29 protein-coding genes are annotated in these 19,489 nt (G+C 35.6%); all 29 read right to left on the bottom strand.

Annotation, left to right across the window (positions count from 1 at the left end):
* Nucleotides 1-9 precede the first annotated feature (9 nt).
* Nucleotides 10-174: a hypothetical protein gene (locus ACH0AK_RS14675; RefSeq protein WP_023519330.1), complete on the bottom strand. Its 165-nt coding sequence runs from the start codon at nucleotides 172-174 to the stop codon at nucleotides 10-12.
* Between the two features lie 17 nt (nucleotides 175-191).
* Entirely contained in the window at nucleotides 192-518 is a 327-nt protein-coding gene (gpG, locus tag ACH0AK_RS14670) for a phage tail assembly chaperone G (protein WP_499797068.1), read from the bottom strand.
* Between the two features lie 70 nt (nucleotides 519-588).
* Nucleotides 589-1,167: a major tail protein gene (locus ACH0AK_RS14665; protein WP_023519328.1), complete on the bottom strand. Its 579-nt coding sequence runs from the start codon at nucleotides 1,165-1,167 to the stop codon at nucleotides 589-591.
* Between the two features lie 40 nt (nucleotides 1,168-1,207).
* Nucleotides 1,208-1,624: a hypothetical protein gene (locus ACH0AK_RS14660; RefSeq protein ID WP_499797067.1), complete on the bottom strand. Its 417-nt coding sequence runs from the start codon at nucleotides 1,622-1,624 to the stop codon at nucleotides 1,208-1,210.
* Nucleotides 1,621-1,986 (bottom strand): HK97-gp10 family putative phage morphogenesis protein, encoded by a 366-nt coding sequence (locus tag ACH0AK_RS14655; RefSeq protein WP_023519326.1) that lies wholly within the window; start codon nucleotides 1,984-1,986, stop codon nucleotides 1,621-1,623. The genes ACH0AK_RS14660 and ACH0AK_RS14655 overlap by 4 nt, the downstream gene beginning before the upstream one ends.
* Nucleotides 1,983-2,318, bottom strand: a complete 336-nt coding sequence (locus ACH0AK_RS14650) for a phage head closure protein (RefSeq protein WP_499797066.1) — start codon at nucleotides 2,316-2,318, stop codon at nucleotides 1,983-1,985. The genes ACH0AK_RS14655 and ACH0AK_RS14650 overlap by 4 nt, the downstream gene beginning before the upstream one ends.
* Nucleotides 2,305-2,658, bottom strand: a complete 354-nt coding sequence (locus ACH0AK_RS14645; RefSeq protein WP_499797065.1) for a head-tail connector protein — start codon at nucleotides 2,656-2,658, stop codon at nucleotides 2,305-2,307. The genes ACH0AK_RS14650 and ACH0AK_RS14645 overlap by 14 nt, the downstream gene beginning before the upstream one ends.
* On the bottom strand, nucleotides 2,645-2,938 hold the full coding sequence (locus tag ACH0AK_RS14640) for a hypothetical protein (protein WP_023519323.1): 294 nt from the start codon (nucleotides 2,936-2,938) through the stop codon (nucleotides 2,645-2,647). Before ACH0AK_RS14640 ends, ACH0AK_RS14645 begins: the two co-directional genes overlap by 14 nt.
* 17 nt (nucleotides 2,939-2,955) lie before the next feature.
* On the bottom strand, nucleotides 2,956-4,170 hold the full coding sequence (locus tag ACH0AK_RS14635; RefSeq protein WP_499797063.1) for a phage major capsid protein: 1,215 nt from the start codon (nucleotides 4,168-4,170) through the stop codon (nucleotides 2,956-2,958).
* Between the two features lie 57 nt (nucleotides 4,171-4,227).
* Nucleotides 4,228-4,848 (bottom strand): HK97 family phage prohead protease, encoded by a 621-nt coding sequence (locus tag ACH0AK_RS14630; RefSeq protein WP_023519321.1) that lies wholly within the window; start codon nucleotides 4,846-4,848, stop codon nucleotides 4,228-4,230.
* The gene (locus ACH0AK_RS14625) at nucleotides 4,784-6,046 is read right to left on the bottom strand and encodes a phage portal protein (RefSeq protein WP_169058687.1); all 1,263 of its coding nucleotides are present in this window, start codon (nucleotides 6,044-6,046) and stop codon (nucleotides 4,784-4,786) included. The genes ACH0AK_RS14630 and ACH0AK_RS14625 overlap by 65 nt, the downstream gene beginning before the upstream one ends.
* A gap of 26 nt (nucleotides 6,047-6,072) precedes the next feature.
* Nucleotides 6,073-6,243, bottom strand: a complete 171-nt coding sequence (locus tag ACH0AK_RS14620; RefSeq protein ID WP_169058686.1) for a hypothetical protein — start codon at nucleotides 6,241-6,243, stop codon at nucleotides 6,073-6,075.
* A gap of 14 nt (nucleotides 6,244-6,257) precedes the next feature.
* A complete protein-coding gene (locus ACH0AK_RS14615; protein ID WP_023519318.1) occupies nucleotides 6,258-8,000 on the bottom strand; it encodes a terminase large subunit in 1,743 nt (580 codons plus the stop codon).
* A gap of 38 nt (nucleotides 8,001-8,038) precedes the next feature.
* The gene (locus tag ACH0AK_RS14610) at nucleotides 8,039-8,503 is read right to left on the bottom strand and encodes a phage terminase small subunit P27 family (RefSeq protein WP_169058684.1); all 465 of its coding nucleotides are present in this window, start codon (nucleotides 8,501-8,503) and stop codon (nucleotides 8,039-8,041) included.
* A 159-nt stretch (nucleotides 8,504-8,662) separates the two neighbouring features.
* Nucleotides 8,663-9,004: an HNH endonuclease gene (locus ACH0AK_RS14605; RefSeq protein WP_023519316.1), complete on the bottom strand. Its 342-nt coding sequence runs from the start codon at nucleotides 9,002-9,004 to the stop codon at nucleotides 8,663-8,665.
* Nucleotides 8,991-9,290 carry a hypothetical protein gene (locus ACH0AK_RS14600; protein ID WP_499797062.1) on the bottom strand — a complete coding sequence of 100 codons (300 nt, stop codon included), beginning with the start codon at nucleotides 9,288-9,290 and terminating at the stop codon, nucleotides 8,991-8,993. The genes ACH0AK_RS14605 and ACH0AK_RS14600 overlap by 14 nt, the downstream gene beginning before the upstream one ends.
* Entirely contained in the window at nucleotides 9,287-9,514 is a 228-nt protein-coding gene (locus tag ACH0AK_RS14595) for a hypothetical protein (RefSeq protein ID WP_499797061.1), read from the bottom strand. Before ACH0AK_RS14595 ends, ACH0AK_RS14600 begins: the two co-directional genes overlap by 4 nt.
* A 448-nt stretch (nucleotides 9,515-9,962) precedes the next feature.
* A complete protein-coding gene (locus tag ACH0AK_RS14590) occupies nucleotides 9,963-10,331 on the bottom strand; it encodes a sigma-70 family RNA polymerase sigma factor (RefSeq protein WP_499797060.1) in 369 nt (122 codons plus the stop codon).
* A gap of 355 nt (nucleotides 10,332-10,686) precedes the next feature.
* The gene (locus ACH0AK_RS14585) at nucleotides 10,687-12,552 is read right to left on the bottom strand and encodes a DNA primase family protein (protein WP_499797059.1); all 1,866 of its coding nucleotides are present in this window, start codon (nucleotides 12,550-12,552) and stop codon (nucleotides 10,687-10,689) included.
* A 28-nt stretch (nucleotides 12,553-12,580) separates the two neighbouring features.
* Nucleotides 12,581-14,149: a hypothetical protein gene (locus tag ACH0AK_RS14580; RefSeq protein ID WP_499797058.1), complete on the bottom strand. Its 1,569-nt coding sequence runs from the start codon at nucleotides 14,147-14,149 to the stop codon at nucleotides 12,581-12,583.
* Between the two features lie 19 nt (nucleotides 14,150-14,168).
* Nucleotides 14,169-14,693, bottom strand: a complete 525-nt coding sequence (locus ACH0AK_RS14575; protein WP_271525020.1) for a hypothetical protein — start codon at nucleotides 14,691-14,693, stop codon at nucleotides 14,169-14,171.
* A gap of 32 nt (nucleotides 14,694-14,725) precedes the next feature.
* A complete protein-coding gene (locus ACH0AK_RS14570) occupies nucleotides 14,726-15,649 on the bottom strand; it encodes an AAA family ATPase (RefSeq protein ID WP_153830046.1) in 924 nt (307 codons plus the stop codon).
* Nucleotides 15,646-15,849 (bottom strand): hypothetical protein, encoded by a 204-nt coding sequence (locus tag ACH0AK_RS14565; RefSeq protein ID WP_153830045.1) that lies wholly within the window; start codon nucleotides 15,847-15,849, stop codon nucleotides 15,646-15,648. Before ACH0AK_RS14565 ends, ACH0AK_RS14570 begins: the two co-directional genes overlap by 4 nt.
* Nucleotides 15,846-16,064, bottom strand: a complete 219-nt coding sequence (locus ACH0AK_RS14560; protein ID WP_153830044.1) for a hypothetical protein — start codon at nucleotides 16,062-16,064, stop codon at nucleotides 15,846-15,848. The genes ACH0AK_RS14565 and ACH0AK_RS14560 overlap by 4 nt, the downstream gene beginning before the upstream one ends.
* A gap of 194 nt (nucleotides 16,065-16,258) precedes the next feature.
* Nucleotides 16,259-16,666 carry a hypothetical protein gene (locus tag ACH0AK_RS14555; RefSeq protein ID WP_499797057.1) on the bottom strand — a complete coding sequence of 136 codons (408 nt, stop codon included), beginning with the start codon at nucleotides 16,664-16,666 and terminating at the stop codon, nucleotides 16,259-16,261.
* 83 nt (nucleotides 16,667-16,749) lie between these two features.
* The gene (locus ACH0AK_RS14550; RefSeq protein ID WP_499797055.1) at nucleotides 16,750-17,652 is read right to left on the bottom strand and encodes a lambda-exonuclease family protein; all 903 of its coding nucleotides are present in this window, start codon (nucleotides 17,650-17,652) and stop codon (nucleotides 16,750-16,752) included.
* Entirely contained in the window at nucleotides 17,615-17,836 is a 222-nt protein-coding gene (locus tag ACH0AK_RS14545; RefSeq protein ID WP_499797054.1) for a hypothetical protein, read from the bottom strand. Before ACH0AK_RS14545 ends, ACH0AK_RS14550 begins: the two co-directional genes overlap by 38 nt.
* Nucleotides 17,837-17,840: 4 nt before the next feature.
* A complete protein-coding gene (locus ACH0AK_RS14540; RefSeq protein WP_499797076.1) occupies nucleotides 17,841-19,034 on the bottom strand; it encodes an SNF2-related protein in 1,194 nt (397 codons plus the stop codon).
* A complete protein-coding gene (locus tag ACH0AK_RS14535; protein ID WP_499797053.1) occupies nucleotides 19,024-19,317 on the bottom strand; it encodes a VRR-NUC domain-containing protein in 294 nt (97 codons plus the stop codon). The genes ACH0AK_RS14540 and ACH0AK_RS14535 overlap by 11 nt, the downstream gene beginning before the upstream one ends.
* Nucleotides 19,318-19,489: the final 172 nt, after the last annotated feature.

Raw genomic sequence — 19,489 nt, 5'->3', positions numbered from 1 at the left:
TATTTCCTCCTATACGCTAAGCAAACTTAAAAAGTCTTCGGTCAACTCACTAGTTGACGCTTCGTTATCTAAAACTTCATTAAATAATTCCAAATCTTCTAGCTTCATCGTTAATATTTCAGGTAGTTTATAGCCACCTTTTAGTAACGTTTGAATCATTGACTTTATGGACATATATGCTTCTTCTGCAGTTATTGGTTCTTGTTCTTTTTTTTATCGTCTTTTTTATTTCCACCCATAGCACGGACAAGAACATCTGTAATCACATCCGCTTTTTCTATAACTAATCCTGTCATGAGCTGTTCGTCAGTAAACTGCTCATCAAATATTTTAGAAATTGTTTCTAATAGATCCTTTTGCAATTCTTCGTATTTCTCAGGATCTTTCAAAGCTTCTTCATCACTGTAATAAACATCAGCTTTAACTTGATGTTTCATCGCTATTAAATTTTCTCTTAACGTGAAATTTTTTTTTGAAAATGTTCGTTCTTCACCGTTTATCAATAATGTAATTTCCATAGTTTTTTCTCCTTATAAAAAAACAAGAGGCTATTTACGGTTTTTAAACCAGCCTCTTGTTTCTAATTTTTTAAGCCAATGGAGGCTTAGGTAGTCCTAAGAAAACTTTTTCTCTAAATTTAGTCAGATCAAAGTCTTTTGTATCCTCTCGGGCAATTATATGTGTCACTCCATCGTTGCGAGGTTCGAAATTACCTACTACAGAATCCGGTTGGCCTGTAGGCGTTTCGGCACGGGTATTTAAATCTACTCCACTTGGCATAAATTTACCTTTAGTTAAACCAAACCAAACAAATTGACCTGTGTTTAACCTAGAACGGAAAATATGTGCTGTATAAGGAATTTTTAAGTCACTTGTGTAAATCTCCATGCCATCCTCTAGTTTCAATCCATGTAAAACTTCTTTCGCTTCTGATTTTAGGTCAGCATTGCCAATAGTAAGAGCTAACGCCGAGATTCCTCCATCAAGAACTGCCCAAAGACCATCATCGGCTTGGAAGTTACCGGTATTCACTGTTAAAGCTAATTGAGCTGAAGTCATTCCAGGGATACGTACCGGTGTTCCAGAAATCCGATCATCCTCTCCTAAAACAGCAACTTCCCAACGATCTAAGCCAATTTTTACTGTGTTTGCACCATTATTACTCATATTTTTTCCTCCTCGTATCTGTTCTTTCAAATTTTTCTATTTAGGATTCATTTTTCCAATTTACAAATCGATATTTTCTATGATTAATTAATAAATCAATATCAGAATCTATATATCTTGGATTTTCATTAACTGTGTATCGTGTAAAATTACTTTCTTTTAATATGTCATCGATTCGATTTTTAATCTGATAAGCTTGCGCATCATTCTTACACCAAAAACTGATTTGTGCTCTTTGTTCTTCTGAGTTAGCTGCATCATCAAAATAGTTCCCATCTCCCTCATAAACTGGAGATATTCTGATGAACGGTGCATAATTCGTTTTTCGATAATTTTCTGGAATGACATGTTTCCATATTCCTGATTCAGAAATTGATCCTTCTCTCATTGATTTCAAAAGGCTTAATAGATCTCTATCTTCATTAAGCAATTTAAATATTCTGGTTTCAATATTCATAATTTCAGACCTTCTTTAATCTTGTCTGCATACATGGATAAAACTGGATCACGCGATTCTGTAATTGTCTTTTCTTTAAAATTTTGTGGCCGTTGATTGATTGTGCCACTATCGGGATATTTCACCCTCCAGCCTGTTCCTTTACCATACCCAATATCTTTTTCAATTTGACCTTGAGCTCCACCTTTAAACCCGCTAACATGCACATCATTAGACAAACCACCATCATCATACGGTGTATTTTTTTCTAAATTATTAGCGACAATTTCTGCACCTTCATTTACCGCTTCACGAGCAAGTCTTTTATTATTCAATTGTAATTTCTCAATATTTGCTAAAATTTCTTCAATCCCAGATGTCACTCTACCACCTCCACAGTGATCATTAACATGTCTTTAGATCTCCAATCTTCTTCAATATCGATAATTTTATAAGCCTTTTCTCTCCACTTAACAAACTGTTCAGAACTTACATCTTTACGAAAACGAATATAAAAAGTTCTTTTCCTTCTTCGCTTTTGCAAACTCTCTATTTTTTCGTTCGATCGATCTCTGAATTCTTTTGTCGTTGCTTTGACAACCTCAGACCAACATGAAAAGAGATCCTTATCATCATTGAAAGGATCTCCCTCATCATTTTGTTTCACTTTTCTAGAGAAAAAAGTAATGCGCTCATTTAATTTACGTGTGATCACTTTGCATCGCCACTTTCACTCGTAATTGATGGATAATATTTTCCACACCATTAGCTAGTTTATGCCTCGTACTATCCGAAGATAAGCCCCTGTGTTCATATTCTTCTTTTACTTGCTTCTTAACTGCTAATTGGAATCTAGGTTCCTCAGAAAAGTCAACGGGTTGTTTTGAGGAATCTATAGCATCAATTAATATTAAGGCTGCTGAGTCTAGTAATTCTTTTATCAAATCATCCTCATAATCCATATCCACTTTCAGATAATTTTTTATTTGATCAAATTCCTCATCACTAATAAGATCAGAATAATTCTTATAAATATTGTTTTTATTCAGTGACATCTTTATTAGTCTTTCTTTTTTTATTGCCTTTCTTATTAGACTCAGTTTTTGAACTTGCTTTAATTCCTTCTGTTTGCTTACCTTCGTTCTTTTGTTCATTTACCTTAATTTTAGGCTCTTCAACAATTTCAATATGTTTGGGATATTTCTTATATCGAGCAAGATAATCCTTTTCTAAAGCAAGCTGATCATCAATCTGTAAAACTTGATTAGATGAAGGATATTCCTTAACTTTACCTTCAAAATCTAAACGAACATTTTTTAATATTCTAATCTTCATAAGTTATCTCTCCTTGTTTATGGTTTTGGCACTTCTTCAGCTTTACCCCCATCATAAGATAAAAAGAACCCGGCTTTTTTGTCTGCAATTTGGACATCAAATCGTAAAACAGCTTGTAAATATTGCCCGTGGATCTCGTGATTTGCCCAACGCACAGCCAATTGTTTTCGATCAGCAAATAAAATGCCTCGTTTAGGATCACCTAGGAACGCATTTGCTTGTCCCGCTTCTCCAAGTAGCTCGTCACCAACTACAAAGAACGGGTATCCACCAAACGTTTTACCAGAAGCGGAAAGAATACTATCTTGCAACATATACCGTCCATTTCCGTCTTTAATCGTGTCCAAAAAGTTATAGAAAGACTGAGAGGCAACGAAAACTTTTCGATAGGCCGGGTCAAGGTCCACATTGTAGATTTTTTTGATATCGTCTAGCCCACTTATTGTCTTTTTCGGGAATTTTTTAAATACTTCACTCATTGCATAATTCGTTGTATTTAAAGAAATTTCCGTATTATTTTCAGCTACAAGATTTACTAGATCCACATCTGCATCGTCAATGGATTCTTGCGACAAAGGAATTGCACCACGATAAGTGACAACTGACCAATCAACATGATCAAAGTCTGGTTTGGTCAACTTAGGATTTTTTTCTAACTCTTCAACAGAATACATACGAGTTGTGGCACGTTTTAAGATTGGATACTTCCCAGAACCTTTTTTCGCTTTATGAATGCGAGCAAATAGTTTTAAGTTAACGACTGTTTGAATTTCACGCGCTGGAATATACGAGATTTCTTCTGAAGTCACTGCTTTTGTATCTTCTTTAATGATTCCATCTACAGCTGAATCATTTGCCCGCCAAAATCTTTCAGGAACCAATGCTTCATCCTTTTCAATCATAGTTAAGCCATCTGTTTGCGCACCTTTTGTCCGGATAAATGTATTTAAAGCCTCTCTGTACTCTTGGTCTTGAGAAGTTCCACGCGTTCCTCCCTTAACTTTCTTAGAGTTACCTTTTTTTTGCTCCTCATAAAGCGCCAAGGTTTCTCGCAATTCAGTTAATTCCGCTTTTGCCAAATCACGTTTCACTTTTTTCGCTTTTGCTTCTTTAATCTTTTCCTCGCTTGCATCACCTTCCAAAAGTGATCGAATTTCAGTTGCAAGTTGTTCTTGTTCTGCCTCTCCGGCAATAATTTTGTCACGCAATTCTTTGATTTTTTCTTCAAACATTTGATTTCCTCCTATAATTTGTATAAAAAATAGCCATTCAAAGAAGAATGACTAGATTTATAATATTTTTAAAAGCTCTTCTTTCTCCAGATCAAATAACATACGCCTTGCTTCGTGTTTCCGTGGATGTTTGTGCAGCTCTTCAACCATTTGTTTGCTTCTTTCCCCAACTACTGCTTCTGTATCTGGATAAGCAGGTGTAGTTACTACCGACACATCATAAAGATGATCAATCTTATGGACCAACCGTTCATAAATTCCTGTTTCTTTGTTCTCTCTCCAGCTTTCAGCGCCTTCCTGATCTGGAATAGTAAAAGCAAACGAACACTGATTGATTACACCGGATCGGATATTTTCAATCAAATCTTTAGATAAAGTCGTATTTGTTGGTATAATTCGAAATTTCAAACCAATATTGTCAATATTCAACTCAAGATTAGCGCCAGTTCTTCCTAAAATTTGAGATTGATCGTGATTAAACAAGGCAACAACATTATTTGTGTCCGCCTCATCTAAACAGCCTGGTTCCAATTTTTCTCGAAATGGATAATACCATCCTAAAGTATCGGACCAACGGTCGAATTTTAATGCGTATCCTTCGATCACTTCGACTTCATTCTCCAATTTTCTCAATTCTAGTTTGGTCGTTCTCTGACGAATCTCCGCTTTGTTCATCATAGTCGTCCCCCTTTCTTTTACGTTTATTGTTCTGATCCAACTGATACTTTTCTGCTAAGTCCGACCAGACATAATTTAAACTAAATTTTCTTCTTTGCATGTCAGGATCTCCACTTGCTGATATCCCCATAAGATTTAACGCTTGATCGCCTGTTACTAAACCACCATTGTAAAGCCTCATAACATCTTCTGGCATTAAACCAGTGACTGACCTTGTATCAAAATTAAGAATAAATTTCTTGCGTTCTTTTTGTTCCAACAGTTTCAACTGAAACTCTGAAGTGATTGCGTTAAAATAATATGGTAGATCATTCAAAATATAATCATCATTTAGTTGCTTGACTGATTGGTTAGGGTTAGTAATCGCTAGTTTATGCGCTGGAACCCTTAAACATTTTGCAATTTGTGCTGTAGAATAGTTGTTTGAATTGATCAGAGATAAGACATTTGTGTCTATTTCAAGAGGTGTATATTCCATAGTTGAATCCATGACAATCGGACTTCCACCGGTTGCACCTTCTCTAGATATTTCAAACTCTTGTCGAACAGATTTTCTTGCTTCACCAGATAATTGTGAACCTTTCATTGTCAATATTCCGCTTGAAAAGCCATCACGAAAGAATTTCAACAACGTTGAGATTCCTGATTCTTGCAAGCTGATCTCATTTCTGAGTGAAAGCAACGGCGACCGTCCATAAACGGCATCACTACTGAAAAACTTCCAGTGGATTACATCTTCTGGATCACAACGGATCTCCCTGTCCCCTTGCAAAGGGTAGAAAATATAGGATCGAGAAGTATAATCATCACCCTCTACGATCGACACTGCGGATGGAGGATAAAATTCAAATTCAAGAGCTTTTTTTGTTTTTGGATCACGTAAAATTCTTGAATAGGCATTACCACACAAGATTGCATTAACGACCATAGCAAATTTCCATGCATGGGCTGTTGCTTCTTTAGTCGATTTAACATTCATCAAATAATTTAAATCTTCATCCTGAGTAATTCCACCATCTAAGTCCTGCTTAATGATTGGAAATCGTGCAATATCTCCCGCAATAATCATGACAGCTGTCAATACATCAGAATTTTTTAATGCTCTGATACCCGTATAAGATTGAGAAATCGTTTGACTATCGTAGATAAGCGCATCAATCTGCGCCTCTTTTGATCCTAAAGGCTGAAAAAAAGCCACATCATCACCCCCTTTCTAAAATTTTTTCATCCCAATCTCTTATCTATTAATATACTGGTAAAAACAAAGCACACACCTAATGTTAGCCAGCCTACTATTGCTGAATATAAAAAAGCTGCCACTGCAATAAAAGCAATGCCAACAATTAACAATATAGTATGAATATTTGTAAGTAACACATTGAAGAACTTTATCATTTTGAGCCTCCTAGCTAAAAACCAAAATCACCGCCAAGTATTTTTTCATCTGTCCAATATCCCCCTGACTGAAACTCTGTATAGCACATAGCGTATGCATCTAAAAGTGCGTCTATCGGATCAATCTTGTTACTATTTTTGTTTTTATCAATACGCATACCATTATTATCTACTTTTGTAATAGCGTTATAAATAGCAGCTGTTAGCAATTCATTTCCAGAATGCCGAATTTTCAGATTAATAACATCATCTCTGAACTGTTTTGTAGGCATATTCAATACAAGACTCGTTTGTCGTACTTCCGCCTGCAACCATTCCGGATGATTTTTTTCAATAAGCGTTAAAATGTGACCATATTGATGAGGATCAAAAGCAATGCATTGGACATCTAAATCATTTTCATAAATAAATTGCTCTAGCCATTCATATGTTTCATCATAATCGATAACTCCACTTTCTAAATCTGTAATTTTACATTCGTTTTTCATTTGTAGATTTGTATAACTAATGCCATCTCTCTTTTCTTTCGTAGCCAAGCCGTATTTGGTCGCTATAAAAGAAAAACTATCTACATAAAAGTAGTCTCCCATATGAACTACCCATGAAATACTAAACAAATCACTTGTTCGACCTACATCAATCCCAAACCAAACTTTTTTACCTTTGATATCAGGTTTATCAATTAAAGCTTTTTTCCAATGATCTGCTGATAAATATGCTTCATCGCTTGATTGGGACCACATATTAAAATTCTTGACCATAATTTTTATAGTTGTTCCTTTTTCCTTCCCTGCTTTCCACCTTTTTTTTAAATTGGTCATCATTTTTTCATGAAGTGCCGACACAGACAAAATGGGGTTGCTTTTAATATACATCTCTGGCTGCTCTAGCTCTTTAATTGATTCTTGTTCTGCTATATAAATAAATTGCTCCTCATCTTCTAGTGTTTCTTCTAGTATGTCTTTCATACGTGGGTATTCAACTCTATACATGGGGACATTTAAATTAAAATTGGCGGTAGAAATAATTAAAATTAACGGATTATCTAATTGTCCTTGACCTGATTCAATCAATTCCATCATTTCATCTGTTTTTGATGCTCCATACTCATCAAACACTCCAATATAAGGCTCAAATCCATCAATTGCACCTGTTTCTTTAGAAAGAACAGTAATGTATGATTCATCTCTTAGATTTTTAAGAAACTCTCGAACACGTTTAGTTGCTTTTCTAATATCAGGATATTTAGATCTTAAAGCATCTAATTGCTTCCTTGCCATGTCAAATGCAATACTCGCTTGTTTTTTATCATTAGCAGTACAAAATATTTGCCTACTTAATGCGGGATTTTTAGCAAATAAAAATTCGTACAGAACAATACCAGCTATCAATATAGTCTTCCCATTCTTTCTGGCAACACTTATAAAAGCTTTCTTAAAACGACGTATTGTTCGATTATTTTTGCTACGCCAACCATAAATACTACCGATAATGAATCTTTGAAAATCAGCTAATGGGTATGTTTTTCCAGTTTTCACATCTGGTAACATTTCTAAAAATTCTATTGCTTTTGCGGCTTCGACAGGATCATAGTTATACTTCCAACTCAACTTGGGAATTTTTAGTAAATCTTTTAGATGACGAATACATGCATCATAAACTTTCTTACAGGAGATAATCTTTCGCTCAACGATTAAGACAGCATAAGCATATGTATCATCTCTTAACTTATTTGGAATTCTTTGATAATCAATCAATATGCTGCCCCCACTTTCTAATATATTGATTTAAAGATTTAACCATATTTATCAAATATTGTTTGTTTATTTTCTTCTTTTTTAGGTAGATATAAACGAAGACGACTATCAACAGTCAATCCCAACTCACTAGCTGTAGATTTAATGTTTTTAGTCGCCTTTTCCATTGTTTTTATGACTGGGTTTTCTTCATAAGTGCCATCATTTTTTTTTATAAAACTACCGTGCTCATTTAATTTTTTACTTGCTTCTTTAAATATTGAATACCAAACACAGTAATTTTCTAAAATAGCTCTATCTAAGTTTCTAAGTGGTAACTTTTGAATATCTTCTATTACTCTTTTATACTCTTGCTTTGCTATTGGATTCATGTGATTTGGTGGCGTAACTTGCATCGCTACAAATCCATCTCCTGAGAGCTTTTCCGCAGTTTTTCTACTTGCTTTTTCTTCTTTAGTTAAATGTTTTTTGTTGTTATCTAAAAGCGATATTTTTCTCCCCATTTTTATCACCTCAAAAATTTTCCAAAAGGGAATTTTGGTCACGGAATAGAGGGCGTTCTTCACGCTCCCCACAAACGTACCCCTGTTTGATTTTTGCGGGGGTATACTCACCAAAAAAGGTGCATATACGAAATAATTCCCCACTTCGCATCAAAACTATTAACCAAATATTTCTCTGTCTTTTTTAGTTTTAATTGAATGACAAGCTTCACACAATGGTTGTAAGTTATTTATATCCAATCTTTTATCCCAGTCTACTTTTACAGGAATGATATGATCAGTAAGTACAGCATCATTTCCACAGTTTCGACATACATAATAATGTTCATTTAAAACTTGTTTACTCAGCTTTCTCCATGCAGCCGAATTATAGAAACGTTTGATTTCTTTTTGGTATCTCCATCTATCTTTATTATCTGCACGATACTCATCTTGTCTGGTTGCGTAATCAATTAATACTCTCTTACCATCAATAAATGTTAGTTTTTTAGGTCTTGTCATTTTCATACACTTCTTTACTGTAGACTGATAACATTGCTTTCATAATTGTTAATTTACCATCTACACCTAGCTTATCCGTATTAATAAAAAATTTTTCTTGCAGCATCAATTTATTCTGTGGCGTATTTAATGCTTTATCCACTAAGTAATAAGCGAGTGAACAAGTTTCCATAACAGATAGTCCATACGCACTAATAATTGATGAGAATGTTTCAGCAATTTTATCCATATCTTTTTCTTCTATTAACTTTTCAATCAACTTGATGTAATCATTGCTTTCTTTCACTTGATATACCTCCTTATGTTCCTCTGAATGTTTTCATCGTTCCATACTCCATTACCACAATAGCGAAGCTTGCAACCATCAATTTCGATGGGTGTGGCCTCTCGAACCATTTCAATAATTGAGTAGCTATTCTTAATCTGAATGGGCAATACAATTCGTGGTGGATCATCTCGGCTAGGTTGCGGATATCTATTTGATAGTGAAATGTACCAGTAGTTATTCATACTATATTCTCCTTAGACAAAATAAAAAGACCACTCAACGAGTGATCTCATATGTAAAAAATACACCTCAGCAACGAGATGCAGTTATAACTCTATTAAGCAACCTACCTCACCTTTCGGCCCCAAATCCTCTCCTATCCCTCGGTTGCAATATCGCTGGCAAGGATTTGCACCTTGCATGGATTACTCTAATTCACCCTTTATTGCGTCTACCTATTCCGCCACAGCGACATAATAAAAATAGACAGCCACATATGAACTATCCGCAGGAGCTGAACCCCACATCCTTTAGTTTATTTGCTGCTGTCTATCGAAGCTTAATTACAACGATGAGGGAGATTTCCTCCCTTCAAATTGTTTTTGTCGATTTCCTGTTTACTAATCTTTCGACACTAATAGAATATCATGTGTAAATCAATATGTCGGTACTATCATGGTACCTTACGTACTATACTTTTTTGTTAAACTTTATTATACGCATTAACTCTGCATGTTTATTCTTAATGTACTGATAGGTATATCCCGTCTCTTCAGCAACTGATTCTAGTGTCATACCTTCCACATATTTCAATTTTAGAATGCGATTGTTTAATCCATTGAATTGATCAATTAATTCAATGATTTCTTTCCGTTCTTTTTCTAATCGTTCAATTCGATCATTCAAACGTTCAACCACTCCTTTTAAATGCTTTTGTTTTTGTAAAGCTGTCAAAAAATTTTGATGTTTTGCAAGGTCCCCATCATCACCATCTGAATAATTTGACCAGCGATGAAGTTCTCTTGTATTGATTTTCAAATCAATCTTTAGTTCAAGCAATTCCTCATCAATATCAATTATCGAATTTACCCATTCATAAATGATGAATCACCTTCTTTTTAATTTTTTATTTGTAAAAGTGTGGACGTCTATACTTTGTCCATACTTTAAAAACTAAAGTGTGGACGTGTTTATCCTTACTTCCACATGAGTTACATCGATTTTTCCACACTGTCCACACTTTTTCAGTCCATATACTATATATATATTATTATTAATATATTCTTTCTTTTTTTTATAAGTAAAAGAAAAAAGTATAGACAGTATGGACAACATACTTCAACCCCTTTTGTATCAAAGGATTGAACCGTCCATACTTTCATAAAAAAAGTGTGGACAAAGTGTGGACGTTTAACTAAAGTGTGGACGCTTCATTCGCTACATATTTATAGAAGAAATGTTTTCTTCCCATCATTCTCCTTTCTTTTTTTTCATAGCCTAGTGACTTCATTCTCTGCGTAAATTTGGTTTGTGAGTATGGCTTCGCTCCTGATTCTTCACAGAATCGCAGATATTCTTCATAAACCGCTTTTGTAGTCATGTTTTCATCGATTGATCTTTGATTAATGAACCCTAAGATCGTATCGCTTTCCACAAAATACTCTTCTGTCACTTTCGCGACGGTTTCGGAGGAAGAAAGCTGTCCACCATTATTATTGATGCGTTCCATTGCATTCAGTGCAATGTTTAGTAGATATGACTTGGCATTGTCTGTGGAAAGTTTCTCATCTATTTTAGGATCTGCTTTTGTTACTTTATTCTCACAGGGAATCACTACCACCCGACGAGCAATCCCACCAGACTTATCTTTGAACGTCGGCATTTCATTTGCTGTAAAAATTAGCGTTGCTTTATTTTTTAATTTGTAAGGCTTCGAATAGATGGGGCGGACCATGATCGTGTTTCCAGAAGCCAAAGTTTTGAAGTTCATTGATTTTTCCATGTACCCAGCATCGATATCATCCCCAACATTCACCAGTTTCCCTTCCAATTCCATTACGGATGTTTGATCGTTAAATTGTTCTAGTGCAAGGTTAAGACCTAGATCACCGATGAATGCATTTAACATCTCAAGAAATGTTGATTTTCCATTTGCTCCGGAAGAACCAACCAAGAAGAAAACTTTATGTGGAAAGCCAACCGTCATTAAAATATGGCCAAGCATTTCTTCGATGACATTTCGTAAGTCTTTTTTATTTGAAGATAAGAAATCTAAGAAGTCATCCACTGTTTTGTCGTAAGCATCCGGATCATATTCCACATCCAAGAAGTAAGGAGTGAATTCTTTTGTTGCCATAGGAATGATATCCGCACCATCAAGCATGAAATTGTTTCTAAACTGAATGGGAAAATCATGTGTTTCAATGAGTTCGCCCTTTACTTTGAATAAATCCAGCAGCTGTTTCCAGTTGTTTGGCTTTAATTTGATTCGCTGATCAATCTGTCTGAGTAATTTATTTTGATCGTTTATCCAGCAGTTATTTTCTTTGTGGAAGGTCGATCCGTTGAAAAATTTGATACCTAGATCATCCGCAAGTGCTTCACTAGTCGTAATCATGTCTTTTGGATCCAAATAGAACTGCTCGCGAATTTCTTTTTCACTTACCGAGTTCACTAATCCTGAAACATCCGTCTCAGGCAGTGGATCGGCGTACACTTCTTCATTGATGAAATGAGCAATCTTGGCCAAGGTGTCATAATCAATTTCGTACATTTCCCGTACGGTTAGAAGATGAGCGTACAACGAACTGTTTCGTGAGCCTTCTTTCATATCAGTCAAAACATTTTTTAATCGACTAGGCAACAATTCTAAGGGTAATGTTGGTAGATCATCGAACATGTCTAAATTGCCGTGCATTTTTCTTAGTCGACCATTTTGCTTGATCGTACCGGTGGTATTATTTCCTGTTTTATAATCCACGAGTGCGCCAGAAACAGTTAGTTTCTTGGTCCAATTTCGCAGAAGAACTTTTTTACCATTTATTTGAATGGGTCTTTTGTAATAGAGATGCAATCCACGCTTTGTTTCAAAAGCTAACGTTGGATATTTCTCTAATAGCTTAAAACCAATCTCTGGATACTCATCAAAATCAACAACGACTGTTTCTGGATTCAACAAGATTGCAGCATCATTCAATTTAGAAAGATCTGTGTAGAAGTCTTCTAGGCTTTTTTGATCGGGCTTTTTTTGCCCTGGTTCAAGTTTTATATATTTAAGCACACTGTTTTCCCACCGCCTTTTCTACTTTCTAAAATGAGTTTTTTTCAATTTGTTCAATGTACCATGCTACATCCAAGTCTTTTTTTGTTACTTTCTCATAACTTAGAAATTTTGGCGGTGATCCCGGCAGCTTGGAATGAAGATCATTCTTCACTTGAAATACGCCGCCATATTTCTCGTTTGTTGTGGCAATACCGCAAACGGTTTGATTCATTGGCACATACTTCCCGGAAACCTGTTGTTCAATTCCTTCGTATTCCTTATGCATTTTTCCGACGAAAAAATAATCAGATATATCCGCCTTTTTGAATGCTTGTACCACAAATTCCTGTGGTTTTACTCCATTAACTACTGATTCAAAGATACCGCGAGTGATCACTGGTATTTGCGAGGACTCGTACGTCGCTTCAGAAAAAATACCTCGTTTGACCATCAATCCATCTTTTTTTATAAAGACATAATTGTTCACATCTTTTTGAAACACTTTATGATAGGAATGAACTGAAACAGTTAAATGCAATTGCTGGCACCACAGATCAAGTAATTCTCGGATGATCGGTTCCATGATTGGATTAATTTTGATCAGAATACCATCGGTGTTTGTTTGTACTAGTTCCTCATAAAAATTTTCAAGTACCAGTATTAAATGGGTAATGATCAATTGACCGCTAATTGTTACTGAAAAATATTTCTGAGGGTCAAACATAGCTGAAAACGGATTGTTCATTGAGCCGTTAACGGCATTGATCAACGTTTTATAGGTCAAATTTTCCGTTTCAACTTTCTTTTGATACAAATGATCAAAAGCTTTCGGATTCTTTATGGCCACACTCAAAAAATTATTATTTCTTATAATAGATGGAAAGAATTGCTTTACATCAATCAGCAAAAATGTTCCTTCCCCTTTGTATTTCTCTTTTGCCGCATGAAGTCCACCGAATCCATACACGTGGGTCAGGTTGGCCAACGTCATCTTGAACTTTTCTTTTTTGAGCTTTTCTTCCGTTGTGTTTTGATAAGTGGTGCGGATTTTATCATAAAAGGAAAGTAATCGCTCAGGAAGTTCAAACTTTGGTACATAACGATCATAGCTATACATCAGCACATTCGGTCGTTTAGGTGTCTTTTTCGCCTTCAATATTTCTGCAGCAAGATTTGCTCTCGTTTTCCTCAAAGAACGGGCTGGCAAATTAAATTCTTTGACAATCTCAAACTTGGTTTCTAGATATTCTTCTCTAAAATCAAAAACTTGTTCTAAAACTGCAATTCGTTTTTGGCAAAATTCTTCCTTATTCTTAGCAGATATATCCATGTTCAAATTAAAAGCAATTTCTTCAATCGTACAATTTCTGGCTTCCTGCATTAAATCAATTGAAAGATACTCTTGAAGGTACGTGCTTTTTCCGTCTGTCAGTACCTTGGCTAAAAATTTATCACTCTCTTGATAATTGCCATAGCCAACTAGATAATGAACAGCTGAGAGAGCTTTTTTAAGGCTCTCTCGATTATTAGCTGATTCAATTTTTTTATCCGTTTTAAACACTGCTAGCCAATTATCGCTATTTTTATTCCTATACAGCCAGTAAAAAGTAAACATTGGCATAGCTCCTTAAAATTTAGAATGGAAGGTCTTCATCTGAGATGTCAATCGATCCCGAACGATCAATCGGCTGATCAGCTGGATCATCATATGCAATAAAATCATAATTTTTATATGGTCGGGATGGGTCCTTTTTATTTTGTGTAGACTTCACTTCTAAAATAAATTGACTACCAACGCCGTCTTTAAATGCAGCAGCCATGGTTGTTTCATCTTCCCAGTCATCATCGGTCAGTTGCAGTCCAATTACAGAAGCCAGTTTGGCCACAATCTTGATATTTTTTTGGAGAACAAATTCTGGAACTTTGGCTGTGTCGAACCCTAAGTTGATAAATTCTTTTTGGCCAGCTACTTCTCCGACAGTTACTTCATTTTCAAAAGATAATGCTTCCCAACCGCTTTGAAAAACTTTGTGTTCAACATTGGCCAAGGTTACATCGTATTCACCATCAGCAAGACCTTGGTTGCCGCCTGCGTTTGGATCGTCTGTTTTTGGATCGAATCCTGCTAAAATTTCATTTGCTAAATCTTTTAATCCCATGTTAAATTCCTCTTTTCAATATATTTTTTTTATTAGACTTTTGGTTTGATTCGCTGTGCTTTTTGTGTGGTTGTGGCTGGTTGAGTCTTAGATGTCGTTTGATTAACCGGAGCTGTTTTTCTTGCTCCTGGTTTAGCTTTGCCAGTTGGTTCAGCTGATTGAACAACCTCTTCACTGGGATTTTCTTTTGTTTCTGAAGTGACTAGAATATCTTCTTTTTTCTCAATTTCTTTTACAATGTCATCTTGGACTTTTTTGGTAGTTTTTGGTGAACGGCCAAATACACCAGTGATCGTGTCTAATATAGTTAAGATCAATTTGTCATCTACCTGCTCCCGCATATAATCTTTGCGCCGTGCTTTTGCCACACGAATATAGTTTTTGCCAACTTTTTTGCATTGAATCGATAAGTCACAGTTTCCATTCACGATGTTTTGGTGTTTTTCTTTCAATGAAGGAATATCGATCTCCGTTTGTCCCTCCATCTTTGTAGCATTTCGGGAAATATAAATCACATTCATCGGCAATGACTTTAGTTCGATAACTAACTGCTGAAAAATATTCGTAAATGCTGCGTATCCTTTTCCGTAAGGAATATCTCCAAGCGTTTCAACATCTTCTTTGTCACAAATGTATTGCTCGATCATAACAACAATATCGTCAATTACATCCAAAACCACCGTTTCATAGGTATGCTTCTCTGTTTGTAAGGCAGTGATTAACTTGTCTAACTGATCGATTACCGAACGCTTTATTTTCCCATTTGTATCTTTGATGTTTCTCAGCTGAACCGAAGGAACAGTGTTTGCTTCAGCATTTCCATCTGTATTAAATACTAGGGGATTGGGAAACTGTGATGCTAAGAAAGATTTACCTCCCATAGTTGGACCCCAGATAAAGAAATTTCGTGGTGTATCTTTCGGAACTTGTGGTTTGTTTGGTGGTAGAATACTCATTTGTTCTCCTCCTCAAAAGTTATAATTTCACTGGGATGAACGGCTTCGCTGTCTTCTGTTTGGTACCAGAAAACATCGATTGGATATTCTGGATCCGTAGTCAGTTCCTCAATTCTTCCAATCGCTCCGACTTCAGCGCTCAATCCACCATCATTTTTCGCAATAAGTTTTACTTTTTGGCCTACTTTAAAGTGACTCATGCTAGAAAGCCTCCTTCTACAATTTCTTTACTGCGTGCAAATTCTTCTGTTACTTGTGCTTCGTAATAGTCACCAAAATCTTTATGGTTTTTCGCCACAATATTTTGTTTCAAAATAGATCCCTTTGTTTCATCAAGCATTTTGGCGATTTCTGTTTCTGCCTCTTCACGAGTTGTTGCGTAGAATTTTGTTGTTTTTTGTAATGGTCTGATCATTTTTATTCTCCCTCAGAATTTTTTATTTTATAAAGACCAGCAAAATTAGATATTTTTTTATGTTAAGATAGTTTTATCGGTATAGAATACCGAAATAAAACAAGGTTGGTACTTTTCCTTTGAAAATAGAAACCCACCAATGATAGGACTCCGCCAATTACACACCAAAATATTGTTAATCTGACCATTCTTTCCTACCTCCCAAATCTGCGCCTTTCTCTCTCCACGGCACCGTTCAAGTCAAGATAGATCCCTTTTCCACCTTCTAAAAATTGCGGTTTTAAATAATATGATTTATTTTCAATATCCCATTTACATAATTTGCCGATTACTGCAATAAAACGTTCACTCTTGATTGTTGGATTCTTTGTTGTCTTGTTGTTAGGTCGATAAAATCGTACAGCGCCTTTTTCTCCTTTGGTGGTAGGTACAAGCGCAATGATTCGTTCTTTATCATTCAAGTAAAGTAACGCGTATTCGGAATATTTTAAGCATGCTGCTGCAGACTTGCTAAAATTCAAGCCATACTTTGATAGAGTCACGCTAGGTTCTCTTTCTTGGGTACCTAATTCTATTAATTTAAAATTTGATGTTAATTTCATTATTCTTCCTCCAAGTATTTGAATGTTTGTTTCTTGTCGTCTGTCGTTTCTCTTCCCTCGTAAGTTTCAAAACAATCACCTCTTTATAGAACTTTTTTAATCCGGATTGATCCTTTCACTTCTGCTTCTTTAAGATATTGATGATAGATATCTGGTTTTTCCTTTTTCAATCTGGTACTATCAACTGATTTACGAACAGTTGGAAGTACTCGTGTGATGACGATATCGCCTGTATCAATTTTTTTAATATCGTTCTCTTCCATTTTTTGATAAAGCTGATCTCGAAAATCTTTTTGCTGGGCTTTTATTATTTTTGCTTTCTCTTCAAACTCCAACATTTGCAATTCAAATCGTTCAACTCGTGCAACTAATTTATCTATATCATTTCCAATGGAATAATATTCTGTTTCGTTCATGTCTGGCTTTTCTTTCAAGTACTCTAATCGGATCCAGAAAGTCTCAATTGAATCCAGAATCTTTTCAATATAACCTTGATCACGTTCAATGTCTTTGATAACCAGATTTTCACGATCAAATTCCAGATCAAAATCTTTTGGACGTTGATACATAGCCAACCATCCGTAATCACAACCGGTTTGATGGAAATACAATTGCATTTGAGCCTCATATACTTTTTCAGTTGGATTAGCTCCATGTGTTTTAATTTCTAGCAACATTTTGTTTTCTAAATCAATACCGTCAACATTAGATCGAATCATGTCATCTTTATTAATAAAAGTATCCGGATAAAAATTTAAGCTGTTCATTGTGTTGATGTAATCACGGATAAGTGGTTCCATCTTGTTACCGAATTGGATATAAGGATTGCTGCTTTTATCGGGCTGAACAAGTCCAGCTTTTTCTTTGGCCAACTCAAATTGTGTTTTGTATTTTGATAGACCAAGAATGACTGGTACATCGGAACCGCCCACATATTGTGTTCGTTTTTCAGTGACGTTTGTGTCTTGTTTTTGTACTCCGAACATTTGTCTTTTCCTCCCCCATTTTTACCGATTCAATCGTATCAGTAACAGCAACAAATTGAATGAGTATTTCATTTTTTCTTTTTTTGAAAATATCCATATCTTTGCGATTAAATGCATCTTCAAAAAGTGACTTAATGTCAAAAGTTATCTCTTCTAGCCACTGTTTTATTTGTTCTTCTTCCATCTTTTCACTCTCCAATTCTTGTACTCATATAGAGTTCTTCTGAAAAATCTTGCTTGTTCTCTAACGCCTCGTAAACAGCTTGCTCGATCGTTCGTTGTGTAATGAAACGATAGACTGTTACTTTCTTCGTTTGACCATTTCGATAAGCTCGTCCTAACGCTTGACTGTAATCTTGATAAGAATAGGTGGGTGTATAGAAAATGACTGTATTTGCGTACTGTAGCTCAATCCCTGCACTACCAGCCATGTATTGGACAAAAGTGACACTATTCTTCAACTTGCTCCAAGAACTCTTAGAAGGCAAATGAGAGACCTTTCCGCTCACTTCAAAGAATTGTTTATTTTTGATTTTTTTCTTTAAAGCATCAATCTCTTTTTGATAGTAGTAAAAAATGACTATATTGTTCTCAGTTCCTTCACAGAGCATTTCGGCGTAGTCTAACTTATCTTTTTGATTCGCATAGTACCGTAAGCCGTGTGCCAGTTTTGAAGGTGTATCAAACTCTTCGTCACCTAACACTCGTTGCTTGGCCACTTTGTCATAATTAGATGACCGCATAAATTTCACGTCTTCAAAAATCAATGGTGGCAAATCCAGAGCTTCATCTTTTGAAATAGACACAGTGAACGAATGATATTTATCATGTAACTGATCCTCATTGACCCATCCTTCAATTTTTGGAATTCGTCGATTTCCTAGATACATCGTGCCCCATTTTGCATAGCGATCGTTCATTTCTTTTTTTGATTTGAAATAGCCAAACATAATGAAATAGTTGTACGTGTCTTCCCAACCGTTACTTGCTGGCGTGGCCGTCAACAATAAAAAATGACTTGATTGTTTAGCTAACTTTGCTGCAGCTTTTCCACGTTGAGACGTTGGATTTTTGATGTAATGTGCTTCATCAAATATTACAAACCAACCTTTATACATCTTGTATAAGTCAGCTAATTTCCCATAACTCATTTCAGAAAATTGAATCTCGATTTTATAGAAGTCACAGACGGCTTGAATGTCTCTCCGCCACCCACCTTCTTTTAATTTCTGTGGTGGAGCTATTAATAAAATTGGCTCACCATTGCTGTGTTTCAAGTAATGATGAATAGCCATGATTGTTTTTCCAGTTCCTGTATCTGCTGCATACAAGAAATTAGGATCAGCGCTATCGACTAACTGCTTTTGAAACTTATATAACATTTCTGCATTTGAGCACTGTGGATACATCTTCCACGCTTCTTGCGACAATAGCCACACCTCCTGCATTTTCTATTTTGTTTAGTTTGCTTTTTTGAAGGGCACTAACCGTTCCACCACCTGGCCGCTTCACTTCTATACCGATGAATCGTCCATTGACACAAGCTAATATGTCAGGTGTGCCAGCTGGTTGATACATGGATCCATGAACTTTCAAATAGTAAGCCCCTAGTTTATCCAAATATTTCTTAATGCTGTTTTCAACTTTCTTTTCTGGACCAGACATGCTACACTCTCCTTAGTTATGAATTTTTTTATTGGCTTACTTCAGCGGTAACTGGGGTAAGCTCTTTTTGTGCAACTAGCTGTCCTTCTTTTGTGAAATATTGCTGAATTTTATGGCCATCTAAAACTATTGTTGTCAGAATGAGTATCACTTCTTTTGATTCCACATCAAT

The sequence above is a fragment of the Enterococcus pernyi genome (assembly GCF_045371165.1).
Taxonomy (GTDB): Bacteria; Bacillota; Bacilli; order Lactobacillales; family Enterococcaceae; genus Enterococcus_B; species Enterococcus_B pernyi.
This window is presented reverse-complemented; position numbering and strand designations above follow the sequence as displayed.

What these genes read in the sequence shown, in the direction of transcription:
- ACH0AK_RS14560 (WP_153830044.1), bottom strand. Translation starts at nt 16,064, where the DNA reads ATGATCAGACCATTACAAAAAACAACAAAATTCTACGCAACAACTCGT.
- ACH0AK_RS14675 (WP_023519330.1), bottom strand. Translation starts at nt 174, where the DNA reads ATGTCCATAAAGTCAATGATTCAAACGTTACTAAAAGGTGGCTATAAA.
- ACH0AK_RS14620 (WP_169058686.1), bottom strand. Translation starts at nt 6,243, where the DNA reads ATGATAAAGTTCTTCAATGTGTTACTTACAAATATTCATACTATATTG.
- ACH0AK_RS14630 (WP_023519321.1), bottom strand. Translation starts at nt 4,848, where the DNA reads ATGATGAACAAAGCGGAGATTCGTCAGAGAACGACCAAACTAGAATTG.
- ACH0AK_RS14660 (WP_499797067.1), bottom strand. Translation starts at nt 1,624, where the DNA reads ATGAATATTGAAACCAGAATATTTAAATTGCTTAATGAAGATAGAGAT.
- ACH0AK_RS14605 (WP_023519316.1), bottom strand. Translation starts at nt 9,004, where the DNA reads ATGACAAGACCTAAAAAACTAACATTTATTGATGGTAAGAGAGTATTA.
- ACH0AK_RS14665 (WP_023519328.1), bottom strand. Translation starts at nt 1,167, where the DNA reads ATGAGTAATAATGGTGCAAACACAGTAAAAATTGGCTTAGATCGTTGG.
- ACH0AK_RS14535 (WP_499797053.1), bottom strand. Translation starts at nt 19,317, where the DNA reads ATGTCTGGTCCAGAAAAGAAAGTTGAAAACAGCATTAAGAAATATTTG.
- ACH0AK_RS14555 (WP_499797057.1), bottom strand. Translation starts at nt 16,666, where the DNA reads ATGAAATTAACATCAAATTTTAAATTAATAGAATTAGGTACCCAAGAA.
- ACH0AK_RS14545 (WP_499797054.1), bottom strand. Translation starts at nt 17,836, where the DNA reads ATGGAAGAAGAACAAATAAAACAGTGGCTAGAAGAGATAACTTTTGAC.
- ACH0AK_RS14540 (WP_499797076.1), bottom strand. Translation starts at nt 19,034, where the DNA reads ATGTTATATAAGTTTCAAAAGCAGTTAGTCGATAGCGCTGATCCTAAT.
- ACH0AK_RS14635 (WP_499797063.1), bottom strand. Translation starts at nt 4,170, where the DNA reads ATGTTTGAAGAAAAAATCAAAGAATTGCGTGACAAAATTATTGCCGGA.
- ACH0AK_RS14645 (WP_499797065.1), bottom strand. Translation starts at nt 2,658, where the DNA reads ATGTCACTGAATAAAAACAATATTTATAAGAATTATTCTGATCTTATT.
- ACH0AK_RS14610 (WP_169058684.1), bottom strand. Translation starts at nt 8,503, where the DNA reads ATGGGGAGAAAAATATCGCTTTTAGATAACAACAAAAAACATTTAACT.
- ACH0AK_RS14570 (WP_153830046.1), bottom strand. Translation starts at nt 15,649, where the DNA reads ATGAGTATTCTACCACCAAACAAACCACAAGTTCCGAAAGATACACCA.
- ACH0AK_RS14550 (WP_499797055.1), bottom strand. Translation starts at nt 17,652, where the DNA reads ATGTTCGGAGTACAAAAACAAGACACAAACGTCACTGAAAAACGAACA.
- ACH0AK_RS14580 (WP_499797058.1), bottom strand. Translation starts at nt 14,149, where the DNA reads ATGTTTACTTTTTACTGGCTGTATAGGAATAAAAATAGCGATAATTGG.
- ACH0AK_RS14575 (WP_271525020.1), bottom strand. Translation starts at nt 14,693, where the DNA reads ATGGGATTAAAAGATTTAGCAAATGAAATTTTAGCAGGATTCGATCCA.
- ACH0AK_RS14565 (WP_153830045.1), bottom strand. Translation starts at nt 15,849, where the DNA reads ATGAGTCACTTTAAAGTAGGCCAAAAAGTAAAACTTATTGCGAAAAAT.
- ACH0AK_RS14640 (WP_023519323.1), bottom strand. Translation starts at nt 2,938, where the DNA reads ATGAAGATTAGAATATTAAAAAATGTTCGTTTAGATTTTGAAGGTAAA.
- ACH0AK_RS14595 (WP_499797061.1), bottom strand. Translation starts at nt 9,514, where the DNA reads ATGAATAACTACTGGTACATTTCACTATCAAATAGATATCCGCAACCT.
- gpG (WP_499797068.1), bottom strand. Translation starts at nt 518, where the DNA reads ATGGAAATTACATTATTGATAAACGGTGAAGAACGAACATTTTCAAAA.